This is a genomic window from Nocardia sp. NPDC055050 (assembly GCF_053608345.1).
Map to the genome: position 1 here is coordinate 1 of NZ_JBSGVG010000066.1, position 21,208 is coordinate 21,208.

A 21,208-nucleotide genomic window follows, 5' to 3' on the forward strand; every position below is an offset into this window, starting at 1 on the left:
CCCCGCTCCTGATTCTCTGTAATCAGCGAAGCGACAGAGAATCAGGAGCGGGGAGGGGGTGAGTCCTGCGCCGAAGGCGCAGATCAGAGCAGGTTTCCGACCGGATCAAAAGCGGAGCATCCCACCTCGGGCACTCCTCGGGCACCTCGGCGTCGATCACCGGAACCGGAGTACCGCAATCGCCTTGTCATCGTGTTGCTTCGACCGCGGCAGAACCATTCCATCCGGGTCGAAATCTGTCTCCCAGCGATGGAATGGGCCGAGTTCCGCACCACCCGCCGCACGATGCGCGCCGCGACCCGCAACCCAAACCCGAACCACCGCCGCCGACGCGGCACCAAACCAGCGAAGGAGGACCCGAAATGAGCACCCGCTCTGTCCAGAAAACTGGACGCACCCGCAACCTGACCCCACGCCAAAGCCGCGCCCTGGTCGGCCTCGTCCAACACCGAGCAATGCCGCTCGACGTGCTCGCCGACTTCCTCGGCGGAGGCCTGAGTCACGCGTACGAAACCGCGGCTGCCCTCCGCGCAGCTGGACTTACGCACGAACTGTCCCAACTCACGTCGGGTCCGAAGTGGGTCATTCCTACCCGGCGCGCGGTCACCCGTCATTTCGGCCTGTCGCTGCCAGAGTGGACACCTTCCCCTTTGTGGTCTGTTCGTGGTCGTGCAGCTGCCGAAACGCGCATCGCGCTCGGTGCGACCGGCTGGCGCGACTGGACCGGCGAGCGTGAACTCTCTCTCGCTCGTGGCGAGCGCGGTAGCTACCCGTACGACGCTCGGATGCTGGCCACGTCCAACCCGTTCGCGTTGCACGCCGGAGCGGACTTCGCCGAACCGGTCTGGGCCGTGAAGGTCGACGTGACCCGCGATCACACCGCGCGCCCGCTGGCCGAGCTGCTCGAACGGTTGGTCGCTCAGGCCGAAGCCGATGGCTGCAACACCGTCATGTGGGTCTGCACCGGCGCTCGTCGACCCGAAACCGTGCGGACCGCCGCGGCCCGCATCCGGTCCGATCTCGCCTTCGCCGCTGCCACCCCGGCCGAACTTTCCGGGCGTTCTCGGGGTCTGCGCATCGTCGGCCGCACCGCGAAGGGAGCATGACCATGGCCCACACCGATGCTGTGCACCGGTCCGCACCGGTCAGTGCACAACCCGCACCACGCGACCCCGGCGAGGTCTCCGCGATCCGGTTCTTCTGGGGTGAACTGATCCTCGTCGCTGCCATGTCCATCGGCGGCAACGCCGTCCATGCAGTACTCAACGCACCGGCCGGAATGCAAGTCGTTGCCGCGATCGTGGCGACTTTCCCGCCGATAGCGTTGCTCGCAGCAACCCACGGCGTCGGCCTGCTCGTCCGCGCACGGTCCTCGGCGAGCCTGGCCTACTGGGCTGTCGTGGTCCTGACCGGGCTGATTGCCGTGGTCGCGTTCCGGCTCTCGTTCGACGCTCTGCGCGAGCTGGCCTCACAGGTCGGGATGAGCGAACACCTGGCATGGCTGTTCCCGGTCATCATCGACGGCGCGATCGGACAAGCCACCGTCGCGCTGCTGGTGCTCGCACGCACGCCACGCACCGACTCCGCACCGCTGGTGCACAGCAGTGCGGAACCAGTGCACAAACCTGAACCTGTCCACGCGGTCTCGGTGCGTGAAACCCACCCAGCGCCCGAACTCGACCGGGTCGAACCGGCCGCGATCACCGCGGCGGTGCACACCGATCGGTGGCTCACAGTCGCCGAAACGGTGTGCAGTGCAGACCCGGCCGGACGACGCTATCCCGGCACCGTCGCACAGATCCTGCGCCTGCGTCACGACGACGGACTGTCCCACGCACGCATCGCCGAACAGGTCGGCATGAGCGCTTCCAGTATCACCCGCACGCTCATCGCCGCCCAGGCCCACACCACCGAAATGGAGACCACCAAATGAACACCACCGACCGTTACCTCCAGGCCAAGGACTGCGCCGAACTGACTGGCATCCCCGAAGGCACATGGCGCTACTGGGCGCACATTGGGACCGGTCCGGCCAGCTTCAAGCTCGGCCGTCGCCGTGTCTGGCGCGAGAGCGCGATTCTGGCGTGGATCAACGAGCAGGAGCAGGCCACCCTGACCGGCGGGGCCGCCTGACCATGACCGCACGACGGAACCGCCGCGCCGGGGTCGAAGACCTCTGGACGAAGGACGAACGCCAGGACGACGGCACGGTGCGGCGCGTTCCCTCCAAACTGCACGGGATGGGCAAGCGCTGGCGCGCACGCTACGTCGATAATGCGGGCAAGGAGATCTCCAAGAGATTCGTCCGCAAGACCGACGCGCAAACCTGGCTCGACGGCCAGGTCTCCGCACTCGTACAGGGACTTCACATCGCACCGCGCGACGCCCAGCGAACGGTCGCAGATTGGTGCGACGAATGGATCCAGGGCTACGGCAAGCGTGCGAAGACCGTCGAATTGGCGAAGTGGCACATCCGCAAGATCAAAACCGAATTCGGCGATATGCCGCTATCAGCCGTTCGTCCCTCTACGGTGAAGAAGTGGATGGTCAAGCTCAAGAAGCAAGGCCACGCGGACAGCTACGTCTATTCGCTCCACAGTCGGCTGTCGCAGATCTTGGGCGATGCTGTGCACGACAGGGTGCTTGCTCACAACCCGTGTTCCCGTCGAACCTCTCCCCCAGCAGGCAAGCAAAAGGTCTACGTGGCCACTACCGAGCAGGTATGGGCGCTTTATCACGCCATGCCCGAGAGCATTCGCGTATCGGTCCTACTCGGTGCCTACGTCGGCCTTCGGGTCTCGGAAGTCGCTGGGTTGTGGGTCGACGACATCGATTTCACCGAAGGCGTGGTGTATCCGCAGCGCCAATGGCCCGAGCGACCGCTGAAAACGGATGCGAGCGATATGCCGGTTCCGATTCCCCCAGAGCTGGTCGAGATGTTGCGGACCTCGGTACAGGCACGCTCCGGCCGCAACGTCGTGTGCGACGAACTCGGCAAGCCGACCTCCCCGTGGGTGATTGCTTGGCACCTTCGCCAGATCAAGGACCAGGTGCCAGACCTTCCCGCCGGGTTCAGCTTTCAGGACCTCCGCCACTACTACGCATCGCTGCTGATCCGGCACGGCTCGGACATCAAGACCGTCCAGGCTCGAGTTCGGCACGGCAGCGCCATCACCACTTTGCGGTACTACGCCCACTTGTGGCCGGATGCCGACCAGTCCACTCGCGCCGCGGTGGCCAGCGAAATTCGGTCTCGCCCGGAGGCCACTGCGTACCCAACTCGCGTCGGCCGACCATCCCGTCTCGGAGGGTCAAAGCTGATGCACAGGTCAGAGCGGGTTTTCGGACGTCTAGTTCAAGCCCGCGTAGCTGTGCAATCCGCTGATCACCATGTTGATGATGAAGAGGTTGAACAGCATCGCTACGAAGCCGGCGATGTTGATCCAGGCTGCCTTGGTGTCTCGCCAGCCAGAGGTGGCTCGGGCGTGCAGGTAGGCCGCGTAGAGGACCCAGGCGATGAAGGAGCAGGTTTCCTTGGGGTCCCAGCCCCAGAAGCGGCCCCAGGCGGCTTCGGCCCAGATGGCGCCGAGGATGACGCCCGCGCCGAAGAGGGGGAAACCGATGATGGTGGTTTTGTAGGCGAGCTGGTCGAGGGTGCGGGCGTCGGGGAGGCGGCGGGCGATGATGCCGAGGATGTTGGTGGATTCCTCGCCCGCGGGCTGACGCATGCGGAACAGGTAGAGCAGGCTGGCCACGCCCGAGACCAGGAAGACGCCGCTGCCGATGCTGACGATGGTGACGTGGATCGGCAGCCAGAACGAGCGAAGGGCGGGGACCACGGGGGCGGCGTCGGCGTAGAGGACCGTGCCTGCCAGGAACATCAGAATCAGCACGGGGACCAGCAGGAACGCCCACATGGCCCGGTAGCGCTGGTCGCGCAGGAAGATCAGGCCGATCACCACGGCGGCCGCGGTGGCCATGGTGGTGAACTCGTACATGTTGCCCAGCGGGAAGCGGTGGGTGGCGAAGCCGCGCAGCACGATCGAACCGATGTGCAGGACCGCGCCGACCACCAGCACCGAGAAGGCCATGTTGCCCAGCCGTTCGGCGAGCGGTTTGGCCTCGGGGGTCTCGATCCTGCCGGGTAACCCGGGGTCGCCGGCGGGGACGAGTTCGCGGGCGGCGACCTGCTTGGCGCGCGCCGAGGCGTACTGCACGATCAGCAGGACCGTGGCCAGGGCGTAGACGGCCATAGCCGACATGAACGCGAAGTCGCTGTACCGTGCCAGCGTTTCGTCGATCTGCATCAGGATTCCGTCTCCATGTCGAGTGCGCGGATCACTTCTCCGCTCCCAGCAGCCGTGTCCGCAGTCGATCGAACTCGGCGCCCCAGCCCGCTTGATCGCTTCTGGCCAGGCCGCCCATTTCTACTACGGCGCGTCGTTGACCCACGGTACCCGCCGCGGCCTCGACCGGGTACGCCCGGATCCAGATCCGTCGCCGTTTCAGCAACAGCGACACCAGCAGACCGGCCATCATCGTCAGCGCGCTCACCAGCACCCACTGCTGGGCCGGATCGTGCGAGACCTGCAGGTTCACGAATTCCTCGGCGCCGTCGAAGGTGACCTTCGCTCCGCTCGGCAACGTGGTCGACTCGCCGGGACGCAGGTTGACCCGCGCCTCCTTGGTCAACCGACCCTGCTTGATCATCTCCGGGTCCAGCGAGAACAGCGACTGGGAACGCCCGGTGTCGAGACCGGTATTGCCGCGGTAGACATCGACCGCGACCGCCGGGTCGTCCATACGGGGGAACGACGAGGTGAGCAGGCTGCCGTGGAACATCGCGGTCGGCGCGAACAGGCCCTCGATGGCGATCTGGTTCTGCCGACGTTCCTCGTCGGTGGCGTACATGCCGCCGGGCGGGTCGATGCGCAGCACACCGCTGGACAAGAAGGTCTGCGCGTCGTCGGGCCGCCACTGGATGGTCTCGGTGCGGGTCTGCCCGTTGGGGAAGGTGACGGTGAACGTCGGCGCGAAGCCGTGCCCCTGCAGGTAGACGCGGTCACCGGCGACCCGCAACGGATGGTTCACCTGGAGCTCGGTGCTGCGCCACGTGTCGGTGCTCAGGTCCGCGCCCGCCTGGTACTCGATGTTCGAGTGGAACATCTCGGCCTGGCCGGTGGGCAGGTAGTCGGCCTTGAAGTCCTTCACCTTGATGCACAGCGGCGTCATGCCGGTGCCGTCGTTGGTGTTGCCGGCGCGGAACGAGTCGAACACCGCGGGCGAGGTGGTGCAGAAACCGGGACCGTCGTTGGCGATCACGATGACATTGCCCTCGTACCCGAGCAGCTTGCCCAGCGCGATCGCGACGAGCAGCCCCACCAGCGACAGGTGGAACACCAGATTGCCGAACTCGCGCAGATAGCCCTTCTCCGCGGACAGCGTCACCTCGCCGTCGCGCTGACCGGGGCGCACCTCGGTCCGCCACCCACGCAAGGAAGCCTTGGCGGCCTCGATCACCTCGTCGGGAGTCCGGTCGTCGGTTTCGCTGGAGTGGTGCGGCAACCGGCTGAGGTTGCGCGGCGCGGGCACCGGCGGGGTACGCAGTGCCCGGTAGTGGTCCCAGCAGCGCGGCAGGATGCAGCCGACCAGCGAGATGAACAGCAGCACGTAGATGGCGGTGAACCAGAAGCTGCCGAACACGTCGAACAGTTCGAACCGGTCCATCCACGGACCCAGTGTCGGACGGTCGGCGATGTACTGGTCGACCTTCTGCGCGTTGAGGCTGCGTTGCGGCAGCAGGGCGCCGGGGATGGCGGCCAGCGCGAGCAGGAACAGCAGCACCAGTGCGGTGCGCATGCTCGTGAGGCCGCGCCAGGAATTACGGACCAGGGCCCAGGCCCGGCCCAGCAGCGACTGCCGGACGGGCGGGGTGGGGGTGGTCGGTGTGGTCAGCGTGTCAGTCATCAGATCGGAAGAGTCACCTCGGAGACGAACCCGTCACGCACCCAGCCGACGAACTGATCCCATGCCCCCGTGACCAGCGCGACGCCGACGGCGACGAGCAGAAAACCCCCGATTACCTGAATGGTGCGCGAATTGCGCCGCAGCCAGCCGACCCCGCGCAACGCACCGGCCGACCCGAAGGCCAGCACGATGAACGGCAGCCCGAGACCGAGGCAGTAGGCGACGATCAACGTCACCCCGCGCACGGCGGTGGTGCCCTCGGTACCCGCGGACACCGCCATCACACCCGACAGGGTGGGCCCCAGACACGGGGTCCAGCCGAGCGCGAACACCCCGCCGAGCAGCGGCGCGCCGAGGATGCTGGTGAGCCTGCGCGGCTCCATCCGCGTGTCGCGCTGCAGGGCGGGGACCAGGCCGATGAACACCAGACCCATCAGGATCGTCACCACACCGCCGATGCGCTGCAGCAGTTCCCGATTCACATTGAGGGTCTGGATCACGCCGAAAACAGTGGCCGTGGCCAGCACGAACACCACCGTGAACCCGGCGACGAACAGCCCGGCGGCACCGGCCACCCGCATCTTCGCGCTACGGCGCTGCGCGGTGAGCGTGCTCGCCTGCGCGTTGGTGGCAGGCGGCGCCTCGGCACCGACCAGCCCGGCCAGGTAGGACAGATAGCCGGGGACGAGCGGCACGACACACGGTGAAGCGAACGACACCAGGCCCGCGAGCAGGCAGGCTCCCAGCGCCAGCAGAAGCGGACCCGATGCCGCCGTCTGCTGGAAGGAATCCCCGACTGCGGCGAGCGGAATCACTCGTCGGTGTCCGTATCCATGTCATGCTGCTCGTCGCGCGGCAACGACAGGGTTCGCTCGGTCTCGGCCGGATCAGCGGGGCCGAAATCGAACAGACCGGCGCCGGCGACACTGCGCGGCACGGTCGCGATACCGGCCCAACGGTCGTCGACCGTCCAGCCCGCACCCATTCGGCGGGCGCCCTGACGGGGACGACACGCGGTCAGATTTCCTGGACGACGACGGCTGCTCACTGCTTCTCCTCGGCGGCGATGCGCTCGACCACGGGCTGAAGGTCTTCGGCCAATAGCGAGCGAAGGAAGACCGCGGCGACCCGGTGCTGACGATCCAGGATCAACGTGGTCGGAATAACACTGGTGGGAAAGTTTCCGCCGAGAGCGAGCAAGGTCCGCATCGACGGGTCGTAGATGGACGGGTATTCGATCTTGTTGTCCACTACGAAGTCCTGGGCTTTGTCGCGCTGATGGTCACGGACGTTGATCCCCAGGAACGCGACGCCTTGATCTCTGGTCGCCGCGAAGACTTTTTCGAGAGCGGGCGACTCGGCGCGGCACGGGCCACACCACTGTCCCCACAGGTTCACGACCACGATCTGGTTCGGGAAATCGTCGACCGAAACGGTCTTTCCCTCGTTCATCAGATCGGGCCCCGAGAGCGTGCCGATCGTCCCGCGCGTGGCGGGCGGATCGTAGTAGATATCCGTTTTACCACCGGGTGAGACGAATTCGAAGGTCCCACCACCGGTGGCGACCGCATCGGTACCCGTCGAACAGCCCGCCGCGGCGATGATCACCAGCAGGGCGGACAGAACGGCGGTCAGCGCCCGCGGCCGACGGCCACGGGCGGTTCCCGACGAGGTGCAGCGTGTCATGCGCCGTGGACCGACGGATCCGACGCCCCGGCGGGCTCGGAATAGACGATGTCGACGAGCGTGTCGCCGTGGTAGACCAGCGAGGTCAGCGACGCCAGCGAGCACTGCCGGTTGCGCGGGTCGTGCCACAACCGCTGACCCTGCAGGAAGCGGCGCAGCGTCCACACGGGCAGCTGATGCGAGACCAGCACCACCTCGTGACCGGCGGCCTCGACGCGGGCCTTGTTCACCGCGGCGAGCATGCGATGAGCGATCTGCAGATACGGCTCACCCCAGGACGGGGTGAATGGGTCGCGCAGCTTCCACCAGTGCCGCGGCTTGCGCAGCGCACCGTCACCGACGGAGACGCGCAGGCCCTCGAAGGTGTTGCCCGCTTCGATCAGGTTCTCGTCGGTGCGCACGATCAGGTCGTGGGCGGCCGCGATCGGCGCCGCGGTCTCCTGGGCGCGCTGCAACGGGGAGGCGATCACCATCGCGATGTCGTGATCGGCCAGCGAACGCGCGACGGCACCGGCCTGCGAGCGACCGGCCACCGAGAGGCTGAAGCCGGGCAGGCGACCGTAGAGGATGCCGTTCGGGTTGTGCACTTCGCCGTGGCGCAGCACGTGCACGATGGTTTCGACACTCGACGGGTCGTCGTCGAGGGCGGGAGGTGCGGCGGCGGGGGCAGGATGGGGCGCCTCGTCGCTATCCGCCGGGACTGGGGCGAATTCTGCGTCGGGCTGGTCGGAGCTCACGCTGGGGATCCTTCGGGGGTTGCGGCCGCGGCCGCGAGGGCGGCGGCGGGCAGAGCGGCGGCGATACGGTCGAACGCGTCCTCGTCGAGTGCCGCGGAGACGAACCATGCCTCGAACGCGCTCGGCGGCGCGTACACGCCCGCGTCGAGCAGGGCGTGGAAGAAGGCAGGGTAACGCCAGGTCTGGCTCGCTTTGGCGGCGGCGTAATCGGTCACCGGACGCTCGGCGAAGAACACGCTCACCATATTGCCTGCGAACTGGACTTGATGCTCGACACCGGCCTCTGTCAGGGCTTTCGCGAACAACGCGCCCAGACGATCGGCATTGCGGTCCAGCGCCGCGTACACCTCGTCGTCGGCCGCACGCAGGGTCGCCAGGCCCGCGGCGACGGCGACGGGGTTACCGGACAGCGTGCCCGCCTGATACACCGGGCCGAGCGGGGCGAGGTTGTTCATGATCTCGGCGCGACCGCCGAACGCGGCGGCGGGCAGGCCACCGCTCATCACCTTGCCGAAGGTGTAGAGGTCACCGGCGACGCCTTCGCGGCCGTACCAACCCGACGCGCTGACCCGGAATCCGGTCATCACCTCGTCCATGATCAGCAGCGCGCCGTTGTCGTGGGCGAGGGTGCGCAGACCTTCGTTGAAGCCGGGCAGCGGCGCGACCGCGCCCATGTTGCCCGCGGCGGCCTCGGTGATGACGCAGGCGATCAGGCCTGGGTGCGCTTCAAAGGCAGCGGCGACGGCGGCGAGGTCGTTGTAGGGCAACACGATGGTGTCGGCGGCCTGCGCGCCGGTGACGCCGGGCGAGGTCGGCAGACCGAGGGTCGCGACACCGGAGCCCGCGTCGGCCAGCAACGCGTCGACGTGACCGTGGTAGCAGCCGGAGAATTTGATGATCTTGGATCGGCCGGTGAAACCGCGGGCCAAGCGGACCGCGCTCATCGTCGCCTCGGTACCGGAGTTCACCAGGCGGACCCGCTCGACGGGGTCGACGCGGGCGGCGATGGCCTCGGCCAGCTCGATCTCGGCCTCGGTCGGCGCACCGAACGACAGTCCGCTCGTCGCGGCCTTCTGCACGGCCTCGACGACGACGGGGTGGGCGTGACCGAGGATCATCGGCCCCCATGAGCACACCAGATCGACGTAGTCGTTGCCGTCGGCATCGGTGAGCGTGTAGCCGCTCGCGGAGGTGATGAACCGTGGCGTACCGCCGACCGAGTTGAACGCACGAACCGGGGAATTGACGCCACCCGGGATCACGGCGGCCGCCCGCTCGAAGAGCTGGGCCGAAACCGGTACCTGCGTAAGACTCACGGATTCCAGTGTCTCAGTTCGCCTCGGCACGCCGGACGACAGGGTGGAGCACAGTGACCCAGACCGCAGCGACCCACCGACGACACGCCCGACACGCCGCCCCGATCCGGGAAAGAATTCGATCTAGGCCCATTGGCCTGCGACTACGCTCCGGGCGGCTCAGCACCTGAGCCATAGGGAAATCAGGTATCAGCGAGAGGGTATTTCATGCGTTTCGGCGTCACCAGCACTGCCCTTGGCACAGGATTCGTCGCGGCGGGAGTGCTACTCGGCGCGGGTTCGGCCACCGCGTTCGCACCACAGGCCCAGCCCGATCGGATCGGTGCCCAACTCAGCCACGAGGAGACCGCGGCCCTCGGGGCGGGGCCGATTCCGGCGATCACCGCGATGCTCGTACCCGCCAATCGGATCGGCGCGGGTCTGCATCCCGACAGCGATCTGTACCGCGACGCCGACGGCGGCATCCACGCCACCCTGCGTCAGGTGGTGACGGAAGCGGCGGCCCATCCCGACGGCACCATCTCCGTCTTCCTGAACGCGCCCGGCACGCGCGGCGGCCGCATCGTCGACGTCTACCAGCAGTGGACCAGCTGATCAGGTGTACATGCAGGGCACTTCGGCCGAGATCGTGTGCAGCTGGCACATGATGCCGTTGTAGATGCCGCTCGAGCCGGTCTCCGGGGCGAAACCGTCGGCGGCCGGCTCGGCGATCATCGGGGTGAGCGGCAGGCCGGGGGCGGCCTGGGCGGGCGCCGCGGCCAGGGCGATCGTCGCCACCGCGGCGGCGACGGTACAGATTCCTGCGGTCAGTCTGGTCATCGATTCCTCCTCGAGGGAGCCCGCGGTGCGAGCTCGCGTCCCGAACCCCCACGCACACATCGGAATTCGGCTTCCTCTAGATCATCGGTTCGAGATCGCGCGGTGCTACAGATCCGCGGTAGATCCTGGTGACGACATCGATGACCAGCACCCCGCTCACGATCACCAGCGCACAGGCGAGTAACAGCAACGGCGGCACGTAGCGCACCGCCTCGAACCCGGGGTGCTCATCGGTGCCGGCGAATTCGGTCGTGCGCCGTGCGGCGCGCCAGCTGACGATCGCGCAGGCAAGGAAGAGCACGGCGAAGCCGAGTTCGAACAGCGCGATCCAGCGTCTCATTCCTGCGATCCTGCCAGGGGCGAGATCGAATCAGCCGACCAGGCTCGGTAGCAGAATCAGCGCGATGACGGCGAGGGTGAGTACAACCATCAGCCCGATCACCAACAGGTCGCGTCGCAGGCTGTGTGGTTGCTCGATCACCACGCGCATCATTGCCTCCGCTCCCCCGGCGCTCAACCGGTGTGACAATCCTCACCATACACTGTGTGGTGTCACTTCCGGCGGGACTGGAAGTACTTCGTCGACTCGGGCCGGTAGCTGAGGAACGCGGCCCCCGCGGCGAGCACGCCCTGCACGATCGCCGAGCCGCCCGCCACGATCGTCGCGGGATTGGCGACCGCGGAGAAGCTGAACATGGTGGCGACGGCGCCGAGTCCGAGCCAGATCGCGACAACAGTGAGCACCGTGCGCGCCCAGCTCTTGCCACGGCCGAGCTGATGCGCGATCGCCACGGTGACACCGGCCAGCAGCACCCCGACCAGCGCGGTCAGCGCGAAAGCCACCAGCACCATCACGTCGACGGTCGACGCCGGAAAGTTCGGATCCGACTTGTGCATCTCGTCGAGGAACTGCTTGCTGAGCTTGTCGCGCTCCCCGGTCATGGTGATGACACTGGCGAAGGTGTAGACGACACCGAGGCCGGCGATTCCCCACCACAGCTGACGGGCGGTGCCGACGTCCTCCGGCACGGGAAGGGTTTCGGGTTTGTTCGGCGGAACGATCACGACAGCCAGTGTGCTGCCTCGGTCGCCCAGTAGGTGAGCACGATGTCCGCGCCTGCCCGCCGGATGCCGATCAGCGACTCCAGGATCGAGGCCCGGCGATCGATCCAGCCACGCTCGGCGGCGGCGGTGATCATCGCGTACTCGCCGGAGATCTGATAGGCCGCGACGGGGACGGTGGAACGGTCGGCGACGTCGCGCAGGATGTCGAGGTAGGACATCGCGGGCTTCACCATCACGATGTCGGCGCCCTCGGCGAGGTCGAGGTCGAGCTCGCGCAGCGACTCGCGGCGGTTGGCCGGATCCTGCTGGTAGGTGCGGCGATCGCCTTCCAGCGACGAGCCGACGGCCTCACGGAAGGGGCCGTAGAAGGCCGAGGCGTACTTGGCCGCGTAGGCGAGGATGGCGGTGTCGGTGCGCCCGACCGCATCGAGCCCACGCCGGATCGCGCCGACCTGTCCGTCCATCATGCCGCTGGTTCCGAGCAGATCGGCACCGGCTTCGGCCTGCGACAGCGCCATCTCCACGTAGCGGTGCAAGGTGGCGTCGTTGTCGACCGCGCCATCGGTGCCGACGACCCCGCAGTGGCCGTGGTCGGTGAATTCGTCGAGGCAGGTGTCGGCCATGATGACCGTCGCGTCCCCGACTTCTTCGGCCAGCGCGCGCAGACCGCGGTTCAGGATTCCGTTCGGATCACTGGCCTGGCTGCCGGTGGCGTCCTTGTCCTCGGACAGCGGCACACCGAACAGCATCAGTCCGCCCACCCCGGCGGCCACCGATTCCACGGCGGCCTTGCGCAGCGAGTCCAGCGTGTGCTGATACACCCCCGGCATCGAGCTGATCTCCCGCGGCTCGTCGAGTCCGTCGGCCACGAACATCGGCAGTACCAACTGACGCGGCTGCAGCGTGGTCTCGGCGACGAGTCGACGCAATGCGGGTGTCCTGCGCAACCGCCGCGGGCGGTCGAAAGCGGTCATAGCCCGCAGAATACGCCTGTCCCCCGATGGTCGCCGCAGCGCCTACAACGGGTCGCGACGGCGGGCGGTTTCGCCCAGAATCTGCTCGAAAGTTGCGAAGACCGGGGACGGGCCGGCCGAACTCCACGTTTCGTTGGTGAGCAGGATCGCCGTCACCGCGCCGTCATTGGACCAGGTCGAGCCGAGACCGCCTGCCCAGCCGTAGGCACCTGCGCGTGGGCCGTCGGGTTGGTCGCGTAACTGGACACCGACGCCGTAACCCCACCCCGCGCTGTCGCCGGGGCCGGGTCCGCCGCGGGCCAGTTGCTCGGCGGTGAGGTGGTTGGTGGTCATGGCCGCGACGGCTCGCTCGGACAGCACCCGGATGCCGTCGAGTTCGCCGCCGTCGCGCAGCATCCGCGCGAAGCGGTAGTAGTCGGCGAGAGTGGAGACCAGGCCGTCACCGCCCCCTTCGAAGTCGGGTGGAGTGCTCCATTGGCCGTCGACGGGGTCGAAGACGGTGCGGGTGCCGTCTGTTTCCGAGTAATGCGGGCCGAATCGGGCCAGCTTGTCAGGCGGGACGGAGAAACCGGTGTCGGTCATGCCGAGTGGGCGCAGGACACGCTCGGCCAGGAATTCCGAGAGCGGTTTGCTCGCTGCCCTGGCGACCAGGAATCCGAGGATCGACGCGCCGACGTGGTAGAGCCAGCGTTCGCCGGGCTGATACTGCAGGGGCAGGGTGCCGAGCCGGCGCAGCCAGATGTCCGGAGGCAACATCCGCGCGGGCGTCGGCGGGCCCCAGCCGAGGTCGAGGGCACTCCAGGCGGCGTCGAACGGCTTGGGTGCGAAGTCGGCGAAATCCATGCCCCAGCCGAGGCGGAAGGTGAGCAGGTCGCCGACGGTGATCGGGCGGTTCACCGCGACCGTGTCGGCGACTTCGGCGGTGGGGTGCGCGAGTACACGTAAGCCGGCGAGTTCCGGGAGGAGCCGGTCGACCGGTTCGGCCGGATCGAGTACGCCGTCGTCGATCAGAATCGAGGCCGCCGCCGCGGTGAGCGGTTTGGTCATCGAGGAGATCCGGAAGATGGTGTCGGTGCGCGTCGGGGTGGTGCGGGTGGCGTCGAGGTGGCCGATGGCGCCGGTGATGACGTCGTCTCCGGTTGCCACGAGCCATGCCAGGCCGAGCAGTTCGTCCGCCGCGACGTGCGCGCCGAGCCGCTTGTCGATCTCGTTCACCGTCATCGCCTCTCCCCGGGTTGCCTTGCGCTACTAGACCACAGCGGTCCGACAGCTACCCGCGAATCACCACGCGCGGCGCTACGCCGAGGTCGGCGACCGGTCGCGGCGAACCTGTGGATAACATCGAAACCCACTGGAGCTCAATGGCTTCCGCGAGAGATCGACGAAACCTGTCGGTGCCCCTCGGTATAATCGAAAGCGTGTTCGAGGGTTCCGACGATCGGGGGCGGGACCCAAACGCAACGGGAGGACGCCGAATGAATGCCATTGCCGCTCAGACCACTTTCATCACCGCGCCGTACGTGCCGCTCGAGAAGAAGCGACTGCCCGCGGGCCGTCCGCGCCGCTGGTACGTGGCGCACAACCGTCGGCTCAAGGCCATGCGGTTGACGATCGCGCTGCTGGATTCCGGTGTGTACCTACCCAATCAGGCCACCAACGACACGATCCGGCGCACCGCCGAGAAGATCGACATCCGCCCGCCGTCCGATGCCACCTGCCGGCTCGTGCGCACACTGCTGCGCTACAGCCGATGACCTCGATACGCCGAAAGCCCGCCGTTGCGGGCGGGCTTTCGGGGTATCTGCTGAGATCAGCGGCTGCTGCTGCGGCGGCTCTTCTTACGCGGCGGCGGCAGCAAGCCCTCGGCGCGCAGGCGCGACGCGTGCTCGGCCAGTGCCTCCACCAGTGGGCCCACCTGAGCCGTCTCGGGCTGCACGTCCACACGCAGACCGAACTCGATCGCGGTCTCCGCGGTCTTCGGGCCGATGCAGGCCACGATGGTGCGAGCGTGCGGCTTGCCCGCGATGCCGACCAGGTTGCGCACCGTGGAGGACGAGGTGAACAGGACCGCGTCGAAACCGCCGGTCTTGATCATCTCGCGGGTCTCCGCGGGCGGCGGCGAGGCGCGCACCGTGCGGTAGGCGGTGACGTCATCGATCTCCCAGCCGCGCTCACGCAGGCCCTCGGCCAAGGTCTCGGTGGCGATGTCGGCGCGGGGCAACAGCACCCGGTTCACCGGATCGAACACGTCGTCGTAGGGCGGGAAGTCGGCGAGCAGGCCCTCGGAGGACTGTTCGCCGCTGGGCACCAGTTCGGGGTTGATACCGAAGGAGCGCACCCGCTCCGCGGTGGCCTCGCCGACACAGGCGATCTTCACACCGGAGAACGCGCGAGCGTCCAATCCGAACTCGGCGAACTTCTCCCACACCGCGCGCACCGCGTTGGTGGAGGTGAACACCACCCACTGGTAGCGCCCGTCGACCAGACCCTTCACGGCCCGTTCCATCTGGGCGGGGCTGCGCGGCGGCTCCACCGCGATGGTCGGCACCTCGATCGGGATCGCGCCGTGGGTGACGAGCCGCTCGCTCATCTCCCCCGCCTGATCCTTGGTGCGCGGGACGAGCACGGTCCAGCCGTAGAGAGCACGCGACTCCCACCACGACATCTTGGCGCGCTTGTCGACTTCCTTGCCGACCGTCACGACCAGCGGGCCGACGAGCTCGGACGCGGCGTTGTTCAGCGAGGCCAGCGTGGCCTCGATGGTGCGCTGCTGACGAGTGGTGCCACGCACGGTGACCGCGACCGGCGTCTGCGGCGCCATACCGTGTTCCACCAGCGCGCTGGCGGTCTCGGCCAGGTGACCGGAGGTGGCGTGCAGCACCAGCGGGCCGGGGGCGGCGGCCAGCGCCGACCAGTCGACCTCGCCGCGCACATCGGCCTCGGTGTGCCCGGAGCCCAGCGCGATGCCCGCGTAGCTGGGCACGGCCGAGCCGTTGGGCAGGCCCGGCAGCACCTCGAACACCATGTGCGAGCGGGTGACGGCGTTGACCTCGTTGATCACCGAATCGGTGGTCAACGGGTCGCCGGTGACGATGCGGACCACGTCGTGACCGTTGCGCGCCTCGGCGATCAGCGTCTTGGCCACCTCGGCGGGTTCGCCGAGGGCGGGCCGCACGTCGACCGGGCTCTCGCCGTCCTCGCCCACCTCGACCGCGCTACCGATCAGGGCGAGCACGCCCTTGTCGACATCGGGGTCGGTGAAGGCCAGCATCGCCCGCTCGAGCACCTCACGGGCACGCACGGTCAGCAGGGCCGGGTCGCCGGGGCCGGATCCGACGAAGAGGATCCGCCCTGGTTGCTTCTTGGTAGCTCGGCTGCTGCTCATCGGTTGTTCTCCATCGGGCTGGAATTAGTGAAGTCGGTGGGCGCCGGTTCGTCTGTGACGCTCAGCAATGCGCGAGCACCCAGGTCCAGCAGTTCGCGCGCCAACGTGCGACCGAGTTCGGCCGCGTCTTTCGGCGCGCCGACGATCGAGGCGCGGAGGACATCGGAGCCGTCGATCGCGGCGGCACAGGCGCGCAGCGAGAGTTCGTCGAAGATCCGGCCGTCCTCGTCGATCGACTCGACGATCTCGGCGAGCGCTCCGATCGGCGCGGTGCAGCCTGCCTCGAGCTCACCGAGCAGCGAACGCTCGGCGAGCACCGCGGCTCTGGTCGCGGCATCGTCCAGACCGGCGAGTATCTCGATCAATTGCGGGTCGTCACTGCGGCATTCGACCGCGAGCGCGCCCTGCGAGGGGGCGGGCAGCATCTGCACCGGTTCGAGCGATTCGGTGATCTCGTCGGTGCGCCCGATCCGGCACAGGCCGGCGCGGGCGATGACGATCGCGTCGAGTTCGCCCTCGCTCACCTTGCGCAGGCGGGAGTCGATATTGCCGCGCAGCGGAAGGATGTCGAGGCCGAGGCCGAGTGCGCGCAGCTGCGCAGCGCGGCGGGGGGCCGAGGTCCCGACGCGAGCACCGGCGGGCAGTTCGCCGAGCACCATGCCGTCACGAGCCACCAGCGCGTCGCGCGGGTCCTCGCGGGGCGGGATCGCGGCGATGGTGAAGCGCGGGTCCTGCGCGGTGGGGAGGTCCTTATAGGAATGCACCGCGATGTCGATGCCGCCCGCGGCGAGCTCGTCGCGCAGCGCGGAGGTGAACACCCCGACACCGATCTTCTGCACCGGATCCGAGGACAGATCGCCCGGTGTCTTGATGACCACCAGTTCGGCGGGCTGCCCCGCCGCGATCAGCGCATCACGGATGGTGCCCGCCTGTGTCAGCGCGAGCAGACTGCCGCGCGTGCCGATCCGCCACGGCGCACTGCTGCTGCCTGCGGTCACGGTGTCCTCTTCCTGCACTGTCGTGGTCATGCGGTTTCCTCCTGCGCATGCCCGAGCGGCGCTGCGTGGTTTCGCATGCTGCCTGTGTCGGGTCTTGACTCGGTCAAGCGTGACGGCCCATCGCCGAGGTGGCCTGCGGTGAAGTCGTCGGCCAGCGCGGACTCCGCCGCGGCGACCTCCATCGGGGCGGCAACCGCTTGTACCGCACCAGGTTTCAGTTCGAACAGCTCACGCAACGCTTCGGCGTAGCTGTCGCCGCCCGGCGTAGATGCCAGCTGCTTCACCCGCACGGTCGGCGCGTGCAGCAACTTGTCGACGACGCGGCGCACCGTGCGCGCCACCTCGTCGCGGGCCGGGTCGGCCAGGTCGGGCAGCCGCGAATCGAGGCGGAGCAGTTCGGCCTCCACCACATCGGCGGCACGCTGACGCAGCGCGGCCACCGTAGGAGTGACCTCCGCCATGCGTTGCCCGGCAAGGTATTTGGCGAGTTCGTCGGCGACGATGACGCGCGCGGCGGCGGTGTCGTCGGCCGCGGCTCCCGCGGCCGGATCGCGCTGCAGCGATTCGATGTCGATGACGGCGACGCCGGGCAGGCCTGCCACGGCGTGCTCCACATCGCGGGGCAGGCCAAGATCGCAGAAGACCAGTGGACGCTCGGCGGCGTCGGTGCGCGCCCGGCCCGCGAGTGCGCGATGGGTATCGGCCAGAGTCACCACGGACCCGACCGCGCCCGTACAGGTGATCACCACATCGGTACCCGCCATGGCCTCGGTGAGCCGCGACATCTCGACCGCCTCGGCGTCGACACCGTGCATGGTGCGCCCGGTCTCGGCGAGACGCTGTGCGCGTTCGAGGGTCCGGTTGACGACGATGATGCGCCCGATCCCGGCCCGCGACAGATGCGCGACGGCCAGCCCGCCCATCGCACCCGCACCGACCACCACGGCGGTCCGTCCGGCGAGATCGCCCACGACACCGCGCGCCCGATCCAGCGCCACCGACACCACCGAGGCACCGGCCCGGTCGATCCCGGTCTCCGAGTGCACCCGCTTGCCGACCCGCAACCCGTGCTGAGCCAGCTCGTGCAGGGTGCGCCCGACCGCCTGCTGACCGTCGGCGCTGGCGTAGGCGCTGCGAATCTGGCTGAGCACCTGCTGCTCGCCGACGACCATCGAGTCCAAGCCGCTGGCGACCGCGAACAGATGCTCGGCCGCGGCCTCGCTGTAGCGCACGTAGGCGTGCTTGGTGAGGTCGCCCAGCGGCAGTCCGGAATGCTTGGTGAGCAGCTCGCTCACCTCGCCGAGTCCGCCGTGGAAGGCGTCGACGACCGCGTAGACCTCGACCCGGTTGCAGGTGGAGACGATCATCGCCTCCGACACGTGGCTCGAGGCGAGCAGCCGATCCACCAGCTTCGGCCGATCGGCCTCACTGATGGCCACCTTCTCCAGCACCGACACCGGGGCGCTGCGGTGCGAAATCCCTACCAGCAGAACACTCATGACCACACCTCGCCGGCGCTGTGCCCTGTCATGCGTGTCCGCACGCCGTGTCGCTGTTCAGCTCGCTGGCGCTCGCTCATGGCGTGATCACCGATCCCTTGGTGCTTGGCTCCGTTGCCGAGTGGGGCGTGGCCGAGTGCGGCGCGGTACGCCGCGTCGGCCTGCCGCGGGCCGGTTCGACCGGTGCGGCATGGGTGAGGTGGTTCGGCGGCGGTACCCGGCGCGCGACGCGGCCGGAGCCGACCTCGGCGATCTCGGGCAGCGCGGGCGCGTCGTTGCGCGCGGCATCGAAGGACAGCATCTGCAGTTCCATCGCCAGGTCGACGCGGCGGACCTGGACATGGGCGGGCGCGCGCAGTTCCAGCGGCGCGAAACTCAGAATCGACGGCAGTCCGGCGTCGACGAGCCGGTCACACACGTCCTGGGCGGCTTCGTCGGGCACGGCCACCACCGCGATCGTCGGCGTCAGCGCCGGAATCTGCGCGGTCAGTTGCTCGACATCGCGCACGACGAGACCGGCGTACGACTGGCCGATCACCGACGGGTCGTTGTCGAAGATCCCGACCACGGTGAAGCCTCGTACCCCGAATCCGCCGTAACCGACCAGCGCGCGACCCAGATTGCCCGCGCCGATCAGCACTACCCGATGTCCCTGCGACAGTCCGAGCACATCTTCGATCCTGGTGCGCAACTTGGCTACGTCATAGCCGACACCCCGCACACCGTTGGGTCCGAGGAAGGAAAGATCCTTGCGCAGCTTCGCCGAATTGACACCCGCCGCGACAGCGAGTTCCTCACTCGATACGATGACTACACCCTCGTCGGCCAACCCGGCGAGAACCCGGAGATAGGTAGCAAGACGAGTCACCGTGGCCTGCGGAATGTCCCGCACAAGAGCCTTGCCGGAGACGCCACTCGGCGTCTCGTGCTGCTCTGTCACGTCGTCGGCTCCTCGTTCCGGGCCTGATCGCGGTCCGGTTCCTCTGTTTCGTTCACCGGTGTGGGTCGCTGCAATTACGAGAGCGCGACCGGTGCCATAGGGGCGGTACAAACCCGGCCACCGCCGCCGCGTGGAGCGGCGGTGCGGATTGCGTGTCACCACCGTAACCGCTTGTGCAGGCGTTCACAAAGTCGGTGAATTCGGCCTCATTTTCCGTCGCGACCAGCGATCCGGCTCAGGTCCGCCCGCAAACGGGGCTCATCGACGTCGAAATAGCTGTGTTCACGGCCGTTCAACAGGACCACCGGCAGGCGATCACCGTATTCGGCACGCAGTTCCGGCTCCCTGACCGCGGCTTCGTCGACGTCTACAGTGGCGACCGGGAGACCGAAATCACCACAGATCATCCGCAATTGCTCCAGTGCCGCGCTGCACATGCCGCAACCAGCGCGGGTCAACAGGGTCACCGTCGGTGTGGGATTAGTCATGAGCCCTATTTAATCCCCGAGCCCGCAGCGGGTTGTCGGTGCAGCCGGTTACTGTGGACATGGTTCGCGCGACTAGCGGAGGGTACTGGTGCCGGAACGTTCGAAGGTGACTAGGGCCGGATTCGTCGCAGGGCGATTCGGGGAGTTCCCTGCACGGTGGCAGCCCAGCCGCCTCGGTCAGGAACTGCAGGAACAGTTCGCACGGCTGCCACGCAGCCCGTTCGGACCGAGCGAAGAAGAGTTACGCGCCAACCTGGCCGGTGAGGCCAGCGCCGACGCCGCGCTCGAGCTGCACGATGCCGAGCTCGCCGAGCAGGGTGCCGACGCGGGCCCCGAGGTTCCGCGCGACCTCACCGCCGCGGCGTTCTTCGACGTCGACAACACCCTCGTGCAGGGTGCCTCGATCGTCCACTTCGCTCGCGGGTTGGCCGCGCGCAAGTACTTCAAGACCTCCGATCTGGTCGACGTCGCCTGGAAGCAGGTGAAGTTCCGGGTCACCGGCAAGGAGAACTCCTCCGACATGGTCTCGGGCCGGGAGAAGGCGCTCAGCTTCATCGCGGGCCGCCCCACGGCCGAACTCGCGGCACTCGGCGAGGAGATCTACGACGAGATCATCGCCGACAAGATCTGGCCCGGCACCCGCGCACTCGCCCAGATGCACCTCGACGCCGGCCAGCAGGTCTGGCTGGTGACCGCCACCCCGGTCGAGCTGGCCAATGTGATCGCCAAACGCCTCGGTCTGACCGGCGCCCTCGGCACGGTCGCCGAGAGTGTCGACGGCAAGTTCACCGGCCGCCTGGTCGGCGACATCCTGCACGGCCTCGGCAAGGCGCACGCGGTGCGTACCCTCGCCATCCGCGAAGGGCTCAACCTCAAGCGCTGCACCGCCTACTCCGACAGCCACAACGACGTCCCCATGCTGTCGCTGGTCGGCACCGCTGTCGCCATCAACCCCGACTCCGACCTGCGCGAGGTAGCGAAGAACCGCGGCTGGGAAATCCGCGACTTCCGCACCGGCCGCAAAGCAGCCAAGATCGGCGTCCCCACCGCCCTGGCGCTGGGCGCCGCGGGTGGCGCGGTAGCAGCAGTAGTAGCCCGCCACCGCGAACACTGAGTCCCCGTCTTCCACACCCCAACTAACCCAACCCCGCACCCGCGACCCCTAGGGAGCGGCGGCCACGAAGTGGCCGGTCGCGGCCGGGTCGCCGGTTAGGCGCCGGTGCGTACGCGACGAAGGAGCAAGCCCCGGTGCCTAACCGGCGGCCCCTCAGGGCCGCGACTCGAGCGCGCCAGCGCTCCAACAAACACAGCCTCAACCCTGCCTGGGACTACCG

24 protein-coding genes and 1 pseudogene are annotated in these 21,208 nt (G+C 68.1%); 7 read left to right on the forward strand and 18 right to left on the reverse strand.

The features are described 5' to 3' along the window. Window positions 1-362 precede the first annotated feature (362 nt). From ACWGCN_RS34400 to ACWGCN_RS34415, 4 genes and pseudogenes are all read left to right on the forward strand, one after another. Window positions 363-1,106, forward strand: coding sequence for a hypothetical protein (locus ACWGCN_RS34400; RefSeq protein ID WP_452459898.1), 744 nt, complete (start codon window positions 363-365; stop codon window positions 1,104-1,106). A gap of 2 nt (window positions 1,107-1,108) precedes the next feature. Beyond that, complete coding sequence (locus ACWGCN_RS34405; protein WP_452459899.1) at window positions 1,109-1,933, forward strand: DUF2637 domain-containing protein; 825 nt, start codon at window positions 1,109-1,111, stop codon at window positions 1,931-1,933. Then, entirely contained in the window at window positions 1,930-2,133 is a 204-nt protein-coding gene (locus tag ACWGCN_RS34410; protein ID WP_452459900.1) for a helix-turn-helix transcriptional regulator, read from the forward strand. The genes ACWGCN_RS34405 and ACWGCN_RS34410 overlap by 4 nt, the downstream gene beginning before the upstream one ends. A 410-nt stretch (window positions 2,134-2,543) precedes the next feature. After that, window positions 2,544-3,188, forward strand: a pseudogene (locus tag ACWGCN_RS34415) (tyrosine-type recombinase/integrase); the annotation flags it as partial. 162 nt (window positions 3,189-3,350) lie between these two features. Here ACWGCN_RS34415 and ccsB read toward each other — a convergent pair. The 7 genes from ccsB to hemL all read right to left on the reverse strand — a co-directional run bounded on the left by ccsB (window position 3,351) and on the right by hemL (window position 9,706). Beyond that, window positions 3,351-4,307 (reverse strand): c-type cytochrome biogenesis protein CcsB, encoded by a 957-nt coding sequence (gene ccsB / locus ACWGCN_RS34420; protein WP_452459901.1) that lies wholly within the window; start codon window positions 4,305-4,307, stop codon window positions 3,351-3,353. A gap of 31 nt (window positions 4,308-4,338) precedes the next feature. Then, window positions 4,339-5,967 (reverse strand): cytochrome c biogenesis protein ResB, encoded by a 1,629-nt coding sequence (gene resB, locus ACWGCN_RS34425; protein ID WP_378991014.1) that lies wholly within the window; start codon window positions 5,965-5,967, stop codon window positions 4,339-4,341. Further along, on the reverse strand, window positions 5,967-6,782 hold the full coding sequence (locus ACWGCN_RS34430; RefSeq protein ID WP_378991016.1) for a cytochrome c biogenesis CcdA family protein: 816 nt from the start codon (window positions 6,780-6,782) through the stop codon (window positions 5,967-5,969). The genes resB and ACWGCN_RS34430 overlap by 1 nt, the downstream gene beginning before the upstream one ends. Next, window positions 6,779-7,015 (reverse strand): hypothetical protein, encoded by a 237-nt coding sequence (locus ACWGCN_RS34435; protein ID WP_378991018.1) that lies wholly within the window; start codon window positions 7,013-7,015, stop codon window positions 6,779-6,781. The genes ACWGCN_RS34430 and ACWGCN_RS34435 overlap by 4 nt, the downstream gene beginning before the upstream one ends. Further along, complete coding sequence (locus tag ACWGCN_RS34440) at window positions 7,012-7,653, reverse strand: TlpA disulfide reductase family protein (protein WP_379318188.1); 642 nt, start codon at window positions 7,651-7,653, stop codon at window positions 7,012-7,014. The genes ACWGCN_RS34435 and ACWGCN_RS34440 overlap by 4 nt, the downstream gene beginning before the upstream one ends. Then, a complete protein-coding gene (locus ACWGCN_RS34445; RefSeq protein ID WP_378943160.1) occupies window positions 7,650-8,267 on the reverse strand; it encodes a histidine phosphatase family protein in 618 nt (205 codons plus the stop codon). The genes ACWGCN_RS34440 and ACWGCN_RS34445 overlap by 4 nt, the downstream gene beginning before the upstream one ends. A gap of 119 nt (window positions 8,268-8,386) precedes the next feature. Continuing rightward, complete coding sequence (gene hemL / locus ACWGCN_RS34450) at window positions 8,387-9,706, reverse strand: glutamate-1-semialdehyde 2,1-aminomutase (protein WP_452459902.1); 1,320 nt, start codon at window positions 9,704-9,706, stop codon at window positions 8,387-8,389. A 207-nt stretch (window positions 9,707-9,913) separates the two neighbouring features. On the opposite strand from hemL, the gene ACWGCN_RS34455 reads away from it, so the two are divergent. Beyond that, entirely contained in the window at window positions 9,914-10,300 is a 387-nt protein-coding gene (locus tag ACWGCN_RS34455) for a hypothetical protein (protein WP_452459903.1), read from the forward strand. Here ACWGCN_RS34455 and ACWGCN_RS34460 read toward each other — a convergent pair whose 3' ends face one another. The 6 genes from ACWGCN_RS34460 to ACWGCN_RS34485 form a co-directional block, all read right to left on the reverse strand. Further along, entirely contained in the window at window positions 10,301-10,525 is a 225-nt protein-coding gene (locus ACWGCN_RS34460) for a hypothetical protein (RefSeq protein WP_143875995.1), read from the reverse strand. 76 nt (window positions 10,526-10,601) lie between these two features. Beyond that, a complete protein-coding gene (locus ACWGCN_RS34465) occupies window positions 10,602-10,865 on the reverse strand; it encodes a hypothetical protein (protein ID WP_378991024.1) in 264 nt (87 codons plus the stop codon). Between the two features lie 30 nt (window positions 10,866-10,895). Then, complete coding sequence (locus ACWGCN_RS34470; RefSeq protein WP_281258081.1) at window positions 10,896-11,018, reverse strand: hypothetical protein; 123 nt, start codon at window positions 11,016-11,018, stop codon at window positions 10,896-10,898. 59 nt (window positions 11,019-11,077) lie between these two features. After that, window positions 11,078-11,590, reverse strand: coding sequence for a hypothetical protein (locus ACWGCN_RS34475; protein ID WP_378991025.1), 513 nt, complete (start codon window positions 11,588-11,590; stop codon window positions 11,078-11,080). Next, window positions 11,587-12,564 (reverse strand): porphobilinogen synthase, encoded by a 978-nt coding sequence (hemB, locus tag ACWGCN_RS34480; protein WP_378991027.1) that lies wholly within the window; start codon window positions 12,562-12,564, stop codon window positions 11,587-11,589. The genes ACWGCN_RS34475 and hemB overlap by 4 nt, the downstream gene beginning before the upstream one ends. Before the next feature lie 42 nt (window positions 12,565-12,606). Next, the gene (locus ACWGCN_RS34485; RefSeq protein ID WP_452459904.1) at window positions 12,607-13,785 is read right to left on the reverse strand and encodes a serine hydrolase domain-containing protein; all 1,179 of its coding nucleotides are present in this window, start codon (window positions 13,783-13,785) and stop codon (window positions 12,607-12,609) included. 254 nt (window positions 13,786-14,039) lie between these two features. On the opposite strand from ACWGCN_RS34485, the gene ACWGCN_RS34490 reads away from it, so the two are divergent. Then, complete coding sequence (locus ACWGCN_RS34490; protein WP_364403472.1) at window positions 14,040-14,318, forward strand: hypothetical protein; 279 nt, start codon at window positions 14,040-14,042, stop codon at window positions 14,316-14,318. 56 nt (window positions 14,319-14,374) lie between these two features. On the opposite strand, the gene ACWGCN_RS34495 is transcribed toward ACWGCN_RS34490, so the two are convergent. The 5 genes from ACWGCN_RS34495 to ACWGCN_RS34515 all read right to left on the reverse strand — a co-directional run bounded on the left by ACWGCN_RS34495 (window position 14,375) and on the right by ACWGCN_RS34515 (window position 19,874). Next, window positions 14,375-15,949, reverse strand: coding sequence for a bifunctional uroporphyrinogen-III C-methyltransferase/uroporphyrinogen-III synthase (locus ACWGCN_RS34495; protein WP_378634163.1), 1,575 nt, complete (start codon window positions 15,947-15,949; stop codon window positions 14,375-14,377). Then, the gene (gene hemC, locus ACWGCN_RS34500) at window positions 15,946-16,977 is read right to left on the reverse strand and encodes a hydroxymethylbilane synthase (protein WP_378991031.1); all 1,032 of its coding nucleotides are present in this window, start codon (window positions 16,975-16,977) and stop codon (window positions 15,946-15,948) included. The genes ACWGCN_RS34495 and hemC overlap by 4 nt, the downstream gene beginning before the upstream one ends. Then, window positions 16,974-18,446 carry a glutamyl-tRNA reductase gene (locus ACWGCN_RS34505; protein WP_379313521.1) on the reverse strand — a complete coding sequence of 491 codons (1,473 nt, stop codon included), beginning with the start codon at window positions 18,444-18,446 and terminating at the stop codon, window positions 16,974-16,976. The genes hemC and ACWGCN_RS34505 overlap by 4 nt, the downstream gene beginning before the upstream one ends. A gap of 76 nt (window positions 18,447-18,522) precedes the next feature. Beyond that, the gene (locus ACWGCN_RS34510; protein WP_378634153.1) at window positions 18,523-19,386 is read right to left on the reverse strand and encodes a redox-sensing transcriptional repressor Rex; all 864 of its coding nucleotides are present in this window, start codon (window positions 19,384-19,386) and stop codon (window positions 18,523-18,525) included. A gap of 206 nt (window positions 19,387-19,592) precedes the next feature. After that, a complete protein-coding gene (locus ACWGCN_RS34515; RefSeq protein ID WP_378991033.1) occupies window positions 19,593-19,874 on the reverse strand; it encodes a glutaredoxin family protein in 282 nt (93 codons plus the stop codon). An 88-nt stretch (window positions 19,875-19,962) separates the two neighbouring features. Between ACWGCN_RS34515 and ACWGCN_RS34520 the strand changes: the two genes are divergently transcribed. Next, window positions 19,963-20,988: an HAD family hydrolase gene (locus ACWGCN_RS34520; protein ID WP_378991035.1), complete on the forward strand. Its 1,026-nt coding sequence runs from the start codon at window positions 19,963-19,965 to the stop codon at window positions 20,986-20,988. The last annotated feature ends 220 nt before the right edge of the window (window positions 20,989-21,208 follow it).

Excerpts from the sequence above, each read along its gene's own strand:
- ACWGCN_RS34440 (WP_379318188.1), bottom strand. The coding sequence starts at position 7,653 with ATGACACGCTGCACCTCGTCGGGAACCGCCCGTGGCCGTCGGCCGCGG.
- ACWGCN_RS34455 (WP_452459903.1), top strand. The coding sequence starts at position 9,914 with ATGCGTTTCGGCGTCACCAGCACTGCCCTTGGCACAGGATTCGTCGCG.
- ACWGCN_RS34490 (WP_364403472.1), top strand. The coding sequence starts at position 14,040 with ATGAATGCCATTGCCGCTCAGACCACTTTCATCACCGCGCCGTACGTG.
- hemC (WP_378991031.1), bottom strand. The coding sequence starts at position 16,977 with ATGACCACGACAGTGCAGGAAGAGGACACCGTGACCGCAGGCAGCAGC.
- ACWGCN_RS34465 (WP_378991024.1), bottom strand. The coding sequence starts at position 10,865 with ATGAGACGCTGGATCGCGCTGTTCGAACTCGGCTTCGCCGTGCTCTTC.
- ACWGCN_RS34400 (WP_452459898.1), top strand. The coding sequence starts at position 363 with ATGAGCACCCGCTCTGTCCAGAAAACTGGACGCACCCGCAACCTGACC.
- ACWGCN_RS34485 (WP_452459904.1), bottom strand. The coding sequence starts at position 13,785 with ATGACGGTGAACGAGATCGACAAGCGGCTCGGCGCGCACGTCGCGGCG.
- hemB (WP_378991027.1), bottom strand. The coding sequence starts at position 12,564 with ATGACCGCTTTCGACCGCCCGCGGCGGTTGCGCAGGACACCCGCATTG.
- ACWGCN_RS34495 (WP_378634163.1), bottom strand. The coding sequence starts at position 15,949 with ATGAGCAGCAGCCGAGCTACCAAGAAGCAACCAGGGCGGATCCTCTTC.
- ACWGCN_RS34405 (WP_452459899.1), top strand. The coding sequence starts at position 1,109 with ATGGCCCACACCGATGCTGTGCACCGGTCCGCACCGGTCAGTGCACAA.
- ACWGCN_RS34410 (WP_452459900.1), top strand. The coding sequence starts at position 1,930 with ATGAACACCACCGACCGTTACCTCCAGGCCAAGGACTGCGCCGAACTG.
- ACWGCN_RS34460 (WP_143875995.1), bottom strand. The coding sequence starts at position 10,525 with ATGACCAGACTGACCGCAGGAATCTGTACCGTCGCCGCCGCGGTGGCG.
- ccsB (WP_452459901.1), bottom strand. The coding sequence starts at position 4,307 with ATGCAGATCGACGAAACGCTGGCACGGTACAGCGACTTCGCGTTCATG.
- ACWGCN_RS34505 (WP_379313521.1), bottom strand. The coding sequence starts at position 18,446 with ATGAGTGTTCTGCTGGTAGGGATTTCGCACCGCAGCGCCCCGGTGTCG.
- ACWGCN_RS34515 (WP_378991033.1), bottom strand. The coding sequence starts at position 19,874 with ATGACTAATCCCACACCGACGGTGACCCTGTTGACCCGCGCTGGTTGC.
- resB (WP_378991014.1), bottom strand. The coding sequence starts at position 5,967 with ATGACTGACACGCTGACCACACCGACCACCCCCACCCCGCCCGTCCGG.
- ACWGCN_RS34470 (WP_281258081.1), bottom strand. The coding sequence starts at position 11,018 with ATGATGCGCGTGGTGATCGAGCAACCACACAGCCTGCGACGCGACCTG.